A 13,274-nucleotide genomic window follows, 5' to 3' on the forward strand; every position below is an offset into this window, starting at 1 on the left:
TTTTTATTGTCTTAGTTAAGGGAATTCGCTGCGCAATGTCAGATATTCAGGATACGGATCGCGAACAAGAAATACTCGATAGTGCCGTTGCAGAAGGTGGTGCTTATGAAATATTACGCAAACGCCTGACCGACCAAGGGCAACAACTTCATCAAAAAGCTGCACAACTCAATGAAATGCGGTTAGATGAATTCGGCCAAAGCCAAATGGATATAATTGGCCGCATTCGCATTCGTACTGAAAATAATTGCCAAGCAAGGGATATTGTCCGTGTAGGCGAATGGCTTTTATTTGGCTATAACGTCTTCCTCGGCCTGAAAAAAGAAACACACCTCGAAGATGTGTTTTCACTATATCGGTTAATTGAAAACGACGATGAATTTGATGTTGAAGCTGTCCCTTATGAAGATACTTTCTTAAGCGATAATCGCTTTGTTCAAGACTTCACTGAACTCTATACCTATTATAAGAACACACAGTTACTGCAACTTGTTGAACGGGAAGGCAAACTTCTTGCTAGTTTTCAAATTGGCGATCGCATCACGGATGTGCGTGTTTTTCGTTGGTCAATCTCCAGTGACAAGCGCAAAATTGAGTATATTGATAACCGGGGTGAACGCGATATTGCCCTCCCACCAGCCTATGACTTTGAATGGCAAAAAACCACACGAGAAGACACAGTTAATGGTCGATACCCTCACATCAATATTCTTGACACTGTATTCATTGAAACTATCGGCGGTGATCTAACCATAAAGTGTGAAAATAATACTGAAGATGGTTTAGGGATTTACCGAGAAGCAGTTCTTGATAAAAACCAATCACTAGACGACGCACAAATTGAATATGCACAAACCGGCAGCTTAATTATCCTAAAAGTATTACCTTATCGGGAAGAAACTTGGCGTTACTTAGTTTACAACACGCTATCTCAATCAGTACAACGCATTGATGCCATCGGGCAAGCTTGTATCCAATTACCAGAAGACCACGGTATTATTTTTCCTGGTGGTTACTACTTACAAAATGGTGACTATAAAACATTTGAACAACCTATGGATGGAATGCGTTTTCGCCGTTTGCGTCGTTCTCCGAATGGAGAGGATGTTCTATATGTTTTCTATTCGCCAAATCAAGGGCGCATAGCCCTATTCAATTATAATTTAATTGAACGAACACTATCAATTCCACTCATTGGCCATGGCTACGCCATGCTTGAAGATGGAAAAATGGTGCTATTTGAAGGTGAAGGCGCAGAAGCGACTCGCGTTCACCCCATGCAAGTTTGGCAAACCCCATTTTACTCAGAAGAATTTGCCGACCAACAACCGACTCGTAGTGGTTTTTTAGGGCGTATAGGCAATGCAGATTTAGTTCGTGGTATTTCTGAAATATTGCATGTTTCCAAAGAAATAGAAGGTAGCCAAATTTCTATTGCTCGCTATGAACAACTCAGCCAGCAAGCAAAAAATTTACTGGATCTTTATTACTGGTTCAGTGATGAGCAATGCCTTGGTATTGGCAAATTGCTCAAAGAAATCACCCAAACCAGTGAACTCGTTCTTGATGAATACGAAAAAGTCGAAAGCATACGGCAGCAATCTGCCAAATCAATGAATGAAGCCATTAGCCGCCAAAAATCACTGATTTCACTTACGTTGCCTGAAAGCTGGGCCGATATTCAACAATTTGTTGATGGCTTAAATGCCCTAAGTGCTCAACGCGGGCACTTGATTTCACTACGTGAATTTCGCTATATGGATTTAAAAAAGCTTAGCGAAATGGAAGCTGAAATAGAGAAAAATCAACAATATGTCTCACAAGAAACCGCTGTTTTCCTTGCTAGTGATAAAGCTTTACACCCCTTTAAAACACAGTTAACTGTTTTCGAAGAACAAATAGAAAAAGCCCAAAACAGTGCCCAGCTAGACATTCCCATGAAAGATATGGAAAAAATGTCTGCTGACTTAGATATGCTTTCAAACCTAATGGCTTCACTGAGTTTCAATGATGTCACACAACAAACTCATATTATTGATGCTATTTCGCAAATCTATGCTCAGCTGAACCAATCCCGAGCCCGCTTACAACAAAAACGAAAATCACAAAGCAGTGTGGAAACTGTCGCACAATTTGGTGCTCAATTCCGGCTATTCAGCCAAGGCATTACCAATGCACTGTCTCTTGCTACTGACCCAGAACGTTGTGATGATCAGCTATCAAGATTACTCGTTCAGTTAGAAGAGCTCGAAAGCCAATTTAGCAATCATGATGAATTTCTTGATGATATCTTGGCTAAGCGGGAAGAATTACTCGAAACCTTTGAATCTCATAAACAAGTTCTTATTGATGACCGCCAACGACGTGCACAAAATTTAGTCATTGCAGCCGATCGTCTACTAGACAGCCTGCAACGACGAACAACTCGTTTACAGTCTCAAGATGAACTCAATGCCTTCTTTGCTTCTGACCCTCTCGCAATTAAAACGCGTGAAATAATTGAAAAATTAAGGGAAATTAACGATAACGTTAAAGCTGATGATATTGACGCACGCCTAAAATCCTCTCGAGACCAAGCCATTCGAGTTTTACGCGATAAAACAGATATTTTTGAAGATGGTGGGAATGTCATTAAACTCGGGCGCCACCGATTCAGTGTCAATACCCAAGAGCTAGACCTCACCATTTTACCGAAAAATGAACAACTATGGGTTTATCTCACAGGAACTGATTTCCAAGAACCAATAGAAAATGAACAACTATCACAGCTCAAACCTTATTGGAGCGCTTCATTAGAATCTGAATCTGATACGGTTTATCGTGCCGAATACCTTGCTTATTCAATTATCTATGCCGCAACAAAACGCCAAGAAGGGCTAGATTTTGGCATACTAAAAAATGCGTTAACATCAACGGAAAAACTTGAAAAGATTGTCCGTGATTTTGCAAGTCCACGCTATAAAGAAGGTTATGAAAAAGGTATTCATGACCACGATGCTGTTGCTTTACTCAAAAAACTACTGCCAATCGGTGAAAGTGCTGATCTATTACGATATAGCCCAACAGCCCGCGCTATTGCAGCTATTTATTGGCAACAAGTTCAAAATGACGATTTTCCTGCACTATGGCCTGAACGTGCAAGAACAGCCATGAATATTCATCAATTATTCCATAATGACAATGCATTACTTGACCTACAAGCTGAAATCGAAGCTGGAATTAGCTTGTTTTTACAAGATAATCCCATTCAATGCCAAGCCTATGAGCAAACTCAGGCCGCTGAATACCTTAGTTTTATACTAGCAAGAACCCCGATAGAACTCGTCTATAGCAAATACGCGAGGGAGTTAGTTTTAGCACTCCAAAGTCGCTTAGAAGAAGCTCATATGTGGGTTGATTTTAATCGCTCACAACAGAATTTAGGGACTCGTTACGGCCAGCGCTGGTCATTAGTTCAAAACTGGTTACAAGGGCTGTGCTCAACCCCTGAATTTGCTCATCTAGTTCCATACATACCGGGTGCTATTGCCATTATTATCTTAGATAAAGTAGCTTCAGCACGCTTTAGTGAAGCTGATCTTTACTTTAAAGTTAACGGGTTACTCGGCGAACACCCGACCATTGAAAACCAAACTCTATCATTGAGCTTAGATAACTACTTCAGTCGGATGCGTGGACAACGGAAACGTTTTATTCCTGAATTTCGTCAATATCAATCCCTGCGCCAACAGATTGTTAATGAAGAACGTAGCCGTTTAAAACTGCATGAATATAAAGCAAAGCCATTAAGCTCTTTTGTGCGTAACAAGCTAATAAACGACGTCTATTTGCCTATCATTGGCGATAACATGGCGAAGCAAATTGGCGCTTTAGGGGAAGGTAAACGCACAGATCTCATGGGGCTGCTATTAATGATTTCGCCGCCCGGATACGGTAAAACCACCTTAATGGAATATGCCGCTGACCGTTTAGGGCTCATTTTTATGAAGATCAATGGTCCTGCACTTGGCCATGATGTACTCTCTCTTGACCCTGAACAAGCACCTAATGCAACAGCAAGACAAGAATTAGAAAAACTCAATCTCGCCTTAGAAATGGGTAATAATGTCATGTTATACATCGATGATATTCAACACACCCATCCTGAGTTTTTGCAAAAATTTATATCCTTATGTGATGGGACAAGGCGCATTGAAGGCGTTTGGAAAGGTAAAACCAAAACATATGACATGCGGGGTAAAAAATTCTGCGTCGTGATGGCGGGTAACCCCTATACCGAGTCAGGGGAAGTTTTCCGAATTCCTGACATGCTTGCAAACCGTGCCGATATTTATAACCTTGGTGAAGTATTAGGGGGTATGGATGAAGCATTTGCTCTTAGCTATATCGAAAACAGCCTGACATCAAACCCAGTATTAGCCCCTCTCGCATTACGAGACCTGAACGACCTGTACTTATTTGTCGATAAATCAATGGGGAAATCAGTCTCTACCAACACCTTAAGTTACCCATACTCTGATGCGGAAATTAATGAAATTACTTCAGTAATCAGTAAATTAATCAAATTACGGAATGTTGTATTGAAAGTAAACCAACACTATATCGCCAGCGCAGCGCAATCCGATAAATACCGAACAGAACCCGTATTTCGCTTGCAAGGTAGCTACCGTAATATGAATAAACTCAGCGAAAAAGTCTCTTCTGTTATGAATGATGATGAACTTGAAAGAGTACTAGATGACCACTACCTAGGTGAAGCACAGCTGCTCACAACGGGCGCAGAAGAAAACTTACTCAAACTGGCTGAGTTACGAGGAACACTTACCGAAAAAGATGCAGCACGTTGGCAGCAAATAAAGAAAGACTTTATGCGTAATAAGGCTCTTGGTGGAGATAATGCAGATATTGGTGATCGCGTTGTTGGCCAGCTAGCGTCGCTTGTTGAAAGTGTACAAGCACTGGGTAACCACTAGTGAACTATTTACAAGGGTATCCTCGCATTAAGCTATTAGCCTGCATTGTTGCAATTTTTATTGTCATGCAGCTTATTAATAGCTTAATGGTAGGAGGATTAACTTCATTCGGAATTATACCTCGCACTACAGCTGGGCTCATCGGTATATTCTTCTCCCCATTTATCCATGGCAATTGGGGGCACTTATTCAGTAATTTACCCCCATTTATTATACTAAGTGCTCTATTATTACACCGTACTATTAAGGCCTATTTGCTTGCATCACTATTTATTATCGTTATTGGGGGTTTTGCTGTTTGGTTGTTAGGTCGTAATGCTATTCATATAGGTGCCAGTGGTTGGGTTTTTGGGTTATGGGGCTTACTCATCGCCCAAGGTTTTTTCCGTCGAAACTGGGTTGATATAGCTATCGCCCTATTGGTACTCTTTTATTTTGGCACAATGGCCAGCGGCTTGTTACCTACTCACTTATACATCTCAACAGAGTCTCATATAGCTGGGGCTATTGCTGGGGTTATCTATGCATGGCTAAGTCATCATTACCATCAAAAAAACAGCAATCACTCACCTTAAAATAGTACCCAAGACCATTATGACTCATTTTTTGTAATTTATTTAAATTTATGTATCCTTTTCTGTGATCGTGATTCACATATTAACAATTAACCATAAATTAACCATTCATTAACAATACAACAATGCTAGTCTCAAAAAATAATAACAACATGAGACTCAATAAATGAAAAAACACCTCATCTCTACCGCTATTGTTTTAAGTTTAAGTTCACTATCACTCCCATCATTTTCTCAGTCAATTCAAATTAAAATTGAACGAGATAACTATGGTATTCCTCACATCTATGCGAATGATACTTATAGCCTTTTCTATGGGTATGGCTATGCTGTGGCACAAGACCGATTATTCCAAATGGAAATGGCTAAACGCAGTACTCAAGGAACAGTTTCCGAAGTATTAGGTAAAGATTACATTTCTTTTGATAAAGAAATCAGAAATAACTATTGGCCTGATTCCATCCACCAACAAATCACACAACTGTCCCCTCAAGAACAAGATATTTTGCAGGGTTATGCGGATGGCATGAATGCATGGATTAAACAAATTAATGCTAAACCAGATGACTTAATGCCTAAACAGTTCATTGATTATGGTTTTTTACCATCCCAATGGACGAGTTTTGATGTTGCGATGATAATGGTCGGTACAATGGCAAACCGCTTTTCAGATATGAATAGTGAAATTGATAATCTAGCATTACTCACTGCGCTTAAAGATAAGTATGGTGAACAAATGGGAGTGGCGTTTTTTAACCAAATTAATTGGCTTAATAACCCCAACGCACCGACAACAATCTCATCAGAAGAATTCACCTATTCCAATTCACAAAAAACAAAAAATATAGCGCAATTGAATCAAATTAGTGGTTACCGACTTACTGCTCCCATGTTTGAACGCACGGCAAAAGATGCAACAGGAAAATTAATAGCGCTTTCTTCCAAGGAAAATAATGCGTTAATCGCTAAACAATATGAACAAAGCGGTGCTAATGGCCTCGCAGGGTACCCAACCACCAGTAATGTTTGGCTTGTTGGAAAAACAAAAGCGTCTGGCGCAAAAGCCATTTTACTTAATGGTCCACAGTTTGGTTGGTTTAACCCTGCCTATACATACGGTATAGGGTTACATGGAGCCGGGTTTAATATTGTTGGAAATACACCGTTTGCTTATCCTGCTATTTTATTCGGTCATAATGGGCAAATTTCTTGGGGTTCTACAGCTGGTTTTGGTGACGGCGTTGATATTTTTGCAGAACAGATTTCACCTGAAGATCCAAATAGCTACTTCCACCAAGGGCAGTGGAAACAAATGCTATCGCGCCAAGAGACATTAAATGTGAAAGGTGAAAAACCCATTACTTTTGAAGTATACCGCACTGTGCATGGTAATGTGGTCAAGCGTGATAATACCACTCACACCGCATACAGCAAAGCTCGCGCATGGGATGGCAAAGAGCTGACATCCTTAATGGCTTGGGTAAAACAAGGGCAGGCGCAAAACTGGCAGCAATGGCTAGACCAAGCACAAAACCAAGCACTGACGATTAATTGGTATTATGCGGATAAAGACGGAAATATTGGTTATGCTCATACCGGGCACTACCCTGAACGCCAAGCTAACCATGACCCCCGTTTACCCGTATCAGGTACGGGAGAATGGGACTGGAAAGGGATGCAGCCCTTTGCAAATAATCCTAAAGTTTATAATCCCAAATCCGGTTACATCGCCAACTGGAATAACTCTCCAGCTAAAAATTACCCCGCTAGCGACTTATTTGCCTTCTTATGGGGAAGTGCAGATAGAGTGACAGAAATCGATAACCGCATTGAAGCCTATGATAAGTTAACAGCTGATGATATGTGGACGATTTTACAGCAAACTAGCCGTGTCGACCTCAATCATCGCTTGTTTACCCCATTTTTAACTCAAGTAACACAAGGTTTGCCGTCAAATGACAATACCGTCAAATTAGTCTCCTTGCTCCAACAGTGGGATGGTATAAACCAGTTATCAGGTGATGGAAAACACTATGTTCATCCAGGGTCTGCAATCCTCGATATTTGGTTAAAAGAAATGCTTAAAGCCACCCTAGGCCAAACGATCCCTGCACCGTTTGATAAATGGTATCTAGCAAGTGGTTATGAAACGACACAAGAAGGCCCTACTGGGTCGTTAAATATCAGTACAGGCGCAAAATTACTGTATGAATCTCTCTTAGAAGATAAATCGCCAATACCACAGCCTATTGATTTATTTTCAGGGCAATCACGAAATGATGTAATTAAAAAAGCACTGAATGCGACCTACCAAAAAATGAGAGTAAAATACGGTGATAACCCAGCTAATTGGCAAACACCCGCCACAGCATTAACCTTCCGTGAAAATAATTTCTTTGGTGTGCCACAAGCCTTACCTCAAGAAAATTTCCATCAAAATGAATACCATAATCGGGGAACTGAAAACGACCTAATTGTGTTTACCGAAAAAGGGGTGGGTGCATGGGACATTGTTGCGCCAGGGCAAAGTGGCTTTATTTCCCCACAAGGAAAACCTTCACCTCACTACCAAGACCAACTCTCGTTATATCAGCAATTTGGTAAGAAACCGTTATGGCTTGATAACGAAGAGCTAGCACCACATATAGAGTCAACTGAAACATTGATGATCGAGAGATAATACTATTACTAAACTAAATACCAAGGTGTCTTGGTATTTAGTTATTAACTTTTACACGATAGACACAACGCCCTGCGCCATTTAATAAGTACTGTTCACGCTCAATGCTAGCATCATCACCCACAATATCACTGAACAACGCCAATTCCGAACGACAAAAATTTTGGCAAGCGGTGGCTGCGGCACAAATTGGACAATGGTTTTCGATAAACAACCAACTGTCATCATCTTGTTCAACCTTCGCCATATACCCTTCTTCGCTACGCACTTCAGCCAACGCCTCAAGCCGCTCAGCTAACGGTAAATTTTTACAACGAGCAAAATATTTTTCTCGGCTTTCTGTTTCCCTTTGGATAATCAGTTTTTCTAGACCTTCATCACCAAAAATAGTCCGAACAGAATCAATCAATTGAAGAGCAAGTTGCGCGTGAGTATCCGGAAAACGTTGATGCCCTAGTTCTGTTAACACCCAATTTTGCCGAGGGCGCCCAGCCCCTGTTTGCGATAAGCACTGCGCACCCTCAACTAACCCCAACGAAGTCAGTTTTTGAATGTGTTGCCTTGCTGCTTCCCCTGTCATATTTAAATCATTTGCGATCACTGCGGTAGAAATAGGCCCTTTCGTTTTGATACAAAAAAGAACCTTATCCACGGCCTGTGTTAGATTTAAATTATCAAAGTAATTACTTGCATTAATCATTATGCGACTCTATTATCCAAGCTATTACTTGTATAATACCTCTTTTTTCACCATTCCGTCTAGCGGGTCTCTCTATGAGCAATGAAACATCAACCGTACCTCAAGCCAAGTGGGCTGATTTACTTAGTGGCGCCAATGCATTACTCACTATTGCCTTAACTGGCGGTGTTGCACTACATGCTATTAATATTTATATCGTAACAACCATATTGCCCAGTGTCGTTAACGATATTGGCGGTCTTGAGTATTACGCATGGAATACCACTTTATTTGTGGCAACATCCATTGTCGGTTCTGCCCTTTCTAGTAAAGTATTAGACAGTTTTGGGCCTAAATTTTCTTATTTATTTGCGCTTATTCTATTTTCTTTAGGGTCTATTTGGTGCGCAGCTTCCCCATCAATGTTGGTATTACTAGGCGGGAGGGCATTACAAGGACTTGGTGGCGGTATTTTATTTGCTCTTAGCTATGCATTAATTCGCATTGTTTTTACCGAAAACTTATGGTCTCGAGCCATGGGTGTTGTTTCAGGTATGTGGGGAATAGCAACACTCTGTGGCCCAGCAATTGGTGGTATTTTTGCTGAAAGTGGCCACTGGCGTTGGGCATTTTGGGCTTTATTGCCTGTCGCGGTTTTTCTAGCACTTATTGTCATCAATCAACTCCCTAAAAAACAAACTCAAGCACCAAAAACCAGTAAAATTCCATTCTTAGCGATTTCTCTGTTAGTGATATCCGTTCTTGCTATCTCAATTGGAAGTTTGTCTGATAGTTTATTCATGAACCTTATTGGTTTGTTAATTGGCCTAGCCATACTGCTGACAATTGCCTTACTCGATGGTAAAAATGACAAACGTTTATTACCAACAGGAGCCTATTCGCTCAAGAATCCCCTTGGCGTCATATTTTTAACCATGTGTTTATTAGTTGGTGGCATGACAACCGAAATTTATGTCCCTTATTTCTTACAAACCATCCATCTGTTTTCTCCGCTCACTGCGGGTTATTTAACCGCAATAATGGCAGCGGGCTGGACCGTTGGGGCACTCTTTAGCGCCAATAAAACAGGGGCTATTGTTATCCGAATTATTCGAACAGGCCCGGTCATCATATTTATTTCTTTAATTGTACTTGCTGTTCTAACGCATAATCAACAGCTTATCGAATCATGGCCATTATTCGTTATTTATCTCATCGCCATGGCTGGGGTTGGTCTAGGAATTGGCGTGTGTTGGCCTCATCTCGTACTACGTGTTTTTAAGAATGCGCCAGAGGGTGAGGAAAATCTCGCATCATCTTCAATTATTACCATTCAATTGTATGCAACCGCGCTATCTGCCGCCTTAGTGGGAGTCGTCGTCAATAATAGCGGGTTAATTAGCCCCGGAGGGATCGCGGGAGCACAGCAAGCTTCAATCTGGTTATTTGCTCTATTTGCAATTAGTCCATTACTCGCAACCGTATTAATCCGCAAAATAAGATAAAAAAGTATAAGGGAGCCAAAGCTCCCTTCAGACTGCTGACAAACATATTATGTTTAGCAGCAAGTCTAATTGGTTTTGAAAATAAACTAGTTTAGTTCGTTAATGCCTTTTTAGAGCGTAAAAAATAAGGCAGAACAATAATACTGATCAGCAAGACAAAAATAGTTGCCACCATCACCCCTAAGAAGGCATGATCAAAGGCAATATTGGCCTGATTTATCAACGCAGATGCATTATTTGCTGGTAGTGATTCAGAAACTAATAAGGCCTCATCAATACTATCATAAACTTTATCACTGACTGTTAAGCCTTCAGGTAATGAGAGTTTCAAAGTATAAATTGCACTCATTAGTCCCCCCATAAAGGTTACACCTAAGACACTGCCAATTTCATAAGCAATTTCTTCAATTGATGCTGCCATGCCTGCTTTTTCATCAGGAGCATTTAACATCACTGTCGTTGATGCCGTCGTGAATATCGCACCAAGGCCAAACCCAATAAGAAAGAGGAATGAAAGTAACAAAATACCTGTCGAAGTTTGGTACACCATCGTTAAACCAACGACACCAATTAACGTACAAGTAAACCCGAAAACAGTGAGTTTGATCTCACCAAATTTATGAAGGTACATACCTGCCAATGGTGCAGCTATCACCGAAGCCAATGGAATTGGAATGATATATAAAGCCGCTTCAAATGGCGTATAACCCAAAACCAGCTGTAAACGTTGGCTTAGTAATAATTCAACACCAACGATAACCACGATAGATAACACAGCCATCATCAGCCCTGCATTAAATTTAGGATGCTTTAATAGCGTAAAATCAATCAGTGGGGATATTGATTTAATTTGTCGATTTCTAAATACCACCAAAAAGAAAGCCCCAATAACGCCTGAAACCCATACAGCAGGCCAGTCTGTATAAGGTTTTCCGAGCTCCTTCAACGCATAAATAACGCCAATTAAGCCAATTAAAACTAAAATAGAACCGAAAATGTCGATTTTTTTGTCGCTGTTACCACCACATTTAGGGATCAAGTAACACGCAAACGGAATAACCAATAAGACGACTGGGACATTAATTAAAAAAACAGAGCCCCACCAAAAGTGGTTAAGTAAGATACCGCCGATCAACGGGCCAATTGCCGCACCACCAGATGCAACCGCAGACCATATTCCAATAGCTAATGCCCTTTCTTTTGGGTCTAAAAAAACATGCCTGACAATAGCAAGGGTGGCAGGCATACTTACTGCTGCACCAACAGCTAAAAAGCCACGAGACAAAATCAAACTTGTTGCGGTTGATGAAAAAGCAGCACACAACGAGGCTAAACCAAATAACGGTAGCCCCAATAAAAACATTTGCTTGTGGCCGACTTTATCACTTAGCATCCCTGCTGCAGGTAATAACCCAGCAACCACCAGTGGGTAAGCGTTCATTATCCACAGTTTTTCAGATGACGTAGCGCCTAAATCATGGGTTAATTTAGGTAACGCGGTATATAGTACAGTGACATCAATAACGATAAGAAACAGTACACTTGAAACTAATAGAAGCACTATCCAGCGCTTATAATCGGTTAACATAAAATTCTCTCAATGAGTTTATTTGATCATGATTTTTGTGCTGATCGTGCTACAATATAAATCCATACGTACGTATTGAAAAGAGGTTTTTCTAAATGGGACGTCAACGAACAATCGATAGAGAAAAATTGCTTGATGCAGCTGAAGACATTGTATTACAACAAGGTGCTACCGCTCTCACTATCGATGCAGTCGCCAAAGCGATGGGGGTCTCCAAAGGCGGTGTTCAGTACTGTTTTGGCAATAAAGATGCCTTAATTGATGCGATGTTTGAGCGTTGGGGCCAGTCTTATGATGAAATTTTTAATCAAGTCACACTGCAAGACAACTCTCCTGAAGGGCAAATTTTTGCTCATATGCAAGCTACCCACCAGCACGATAAAGTTGCAATGGCAAAAGGCGCTTCCTTAATGGCATCCTTATTACAAACCCCTGAATACCTAGAAAGTACGCGTACTTGGTATCGTGAACGGCTTGCGAGACTAGATACTTCAACAGAGAAAGGCAAACAAGCAAGAATTGTTTTTCTAGCAACTGAAGGCGCTTTTATGCTGCGCTATATGGGATTCATGGAAATTGATGATAATGAGTGGCAATCTATATTTGGTGATTTGGAAAATTTATTAAAGGGTTAGCCTTAGTCTCTTTTTTTGATATAGATAATGACTCCACTCCAATAAACTAATAATAAACCAAATGGAGATCATTAAAAATGAACATAGATAGATTAAAATACTTTATAGAAACAAATAATAACAATAGTATTAATAATAATAATAATAAAAAGTCATTCAGCTACAATATAAAAGAAAAACCCATCAACACTAACTGTGTCTCTTTATTAAAGATGAAATTTGAAAAGATAGATACAAACACAAAAAATTTAAAACATATACATACAAATAAAGCACAAAACCTCATAAAAAAAGAATCATTAGAATACGACATTAGCGCATTTAAAAATGATTTAATGAAAAAAAACCTTTATTTTATTTATAGTTCACCAAACTCAAAAAAAATAGAGTTAATACACAATCATAATGAAAACAAAATAAATAGTGAAAATGCAATTTTTATCAATATGTTTGATTTATTAAAAAATGAACCGGATGGTTCCATATATAAAATAAATAATTATATCATAAAAATAGCCAATAAAAACAAAAAACTAACAATAAATGATAATCGATTTACTCACAACATCACCTTAAAAAATGGGAAAGACATATTAATAGAAAGATATAATGAAAAAAGTAAATTTTCATTTTAATAAA

The 13,274-nt window shown here is 39.8% G+C and carries 8 protein-coding genes; 6 read left to right on the plus strand and 2 right to left on the minus strand.

The window, feature by feature from the left end:
- Positions 1-35: 35 nt before the first annotated feature.
- The 3 genes from PSF09_RS17540 (at position 36) to PSF09_RS17550 (ending at position 8,228) form a co-directional block, all read left to right on the plus strand.
- Positions 36-4,973, plus strand: a complete 4,938-nt coding sequence (locus PSF09_RS17540; protein WP_272666398.1) for a DNA repair ATPase — start codon at positions 36-38, stop codon at positions 4,971-4,973.
- Positions 4,973-5,548 carry a rhomboid family intramembrane serine protease gene (locus PSF09_RS17545; RefSeq protein WP_371031640.1) on the plus strand — a complete coding sequence of 192 codons (576 nt, stop codon included), beginning with the start codon at positions 4,973-4,975 and terminating at the stop codon, positions 5,546-5,548. The genes PSF09_RS17540 and PSF09_RS17545 overlap by 1 nt, the downstream gene beginning before the upstream one ends.
- Positions 5,549-5,714: 166 nt before the next feature.
- Positions 5,715-8,228, plus strand: a complete 2,514-nt coding sequence (locus PSF09_RS17550) for a penicillin G acylase (RefSeq protein WP_272666399.1) — start codon at positions 5,715-5,717, stop codon at positions 8,226-8,228.
- Positions 8,229-8,265: 37 nt separating this feature from the next.
- Here PSF09_RS17550 and PSF09_RS17555 read toward each other — a convergent pair whose 3' ends face one another.
- Positions 8,266-8,928: a helix-turn-helix transcriptional regulator gene (locus tag PSF09_RS17555; protein WP_210835465.1), complete on the minus strand. Its 663-nt coding sequence runs from the start codon at positions 8,926-8,928 to the stop codon at positions 8,266-8,268.
- A 74-nt stretch (positions 8,929-9,002) separates the two neighbouring features.
- Between PSF09_RS17555 and PSF09_RS17560 the strand changes: the two genes are divergently transcribed.
- Positions 9,003-10,412 (plus strand): MFS transporter, encoded by a 1,410-nt coding sequence (locus PSF09_RS17560; protein WP_272666400.1) that lies wholly within the window; start codon positions 9,003-9,005, stop codon positions 10,410-10,412.
- A gap of 91 nt (positions 10,413-10,503) precedes the next feature.
- On the opposite strand, the gene PSF09_RS17565 is transcribed toward PSF09_RS17560, so the two are convergent.
- A complete protein-coding gene (locus PSF09_RS17565) occupies positions 10,504-12,000 on the minus strand; it encodes an MFS transporter (protein ID WP_272684252.1) in 1,497 nt (498 codons plus the stop codon).
- A gap of 95 nt (positions 12,001-12,095) precedes the next feature.
- Between PSF09_RS17565 and PSF09_RS17570 the strand changes: the two genes are divergently transcribed.
- The gene (locus PSF09_RS17570; protein ID WP_272666401.1) at positions 12,096-12,635 is read left to right on the plus strand and encodes a TetR/AcrR family transcriptional regulator; all 540 of its coding nucleotides are present in this window, start codon (positions 12,096-12,098) and stop codon (positions 12,633-12,635) included.
- 77 nt (positions 12,636-12,712) lie between these two features.
- Positions 12,713-13,270 carry a hypothetical protein gene (locus PSF09_RS17575; protein WP_272684253.1) on the plus strand — a complete coding sequence of 186 codons (558 nt, stop codon included), beginning with the start codon at positions 12,713-12,715 and terminating at the stop codon, positions 13,268-13,270.
- Positions 13,271-13,274 lie beyond the last annotated feature (4 nt).

This window comes from Providencia sp. PROV141 (genome assembly GCF_028481645.1).
Taxonomy (GTDB): Bacteria; Pseudomonadota; Gammaproteobacteria; order Enterobacterales; family Enterobacteriaceae; genus Providencia; species Providencia rettgeri.

Excerpts from the sequence above, each read along its gene's own strand:
- PSF09_RS17540 (WP_272666398.1), top strand. The coding sequence starts at position 36 with ATGTCAGATATTCAGGATACGGATCGCGAACAAGAAATACTCGATAGT.
- PSF09_RS17560 (WP_272666400.1), top strand. The coding sequence starts at position 9,003 with ATGAGCAATGAAACATCAACCGTACCTCAAGCCAAGTGGGCTGATTTA.
- PSF09_RS17555 (WP_210835465.1), bottom strand. The coding sequence starts at position 8,928 with ATGATTAATGCAAGTAATTACTTTGATAATTTAAATCTAACACAGGCC.
- PSF09_RS17570 (WP_272666401.1), top strand. The coding sequence starts at position 12,096 with ATGGGACGTCAACGAACAATCGATAGAGAAAAATTGCTTGATGCAGCT.
- PSF09_RS17550 (WP_272666399.1), top strand. The coding sequence starts at position 5,715 with ATGAAAAAACACCTCATCTCTACCGCTATTGTTTTAAGTTTAAGTTCA.
- PSF09_RS17565 (WP_272684252.1), bottom strand. The coding sequence starts at position 12,000 with ATGTTAACCGATTATAAGCGCTGGATAGTGCTTCTATTAGTTTCAAGT.
- PSF09_RS17575 (WP_272684253.1), top strand. The coding sequence starts at position 12,713 with ATGAACATAGATAGATTAAAATACTTTATAGAAACAAATAATAACAAT.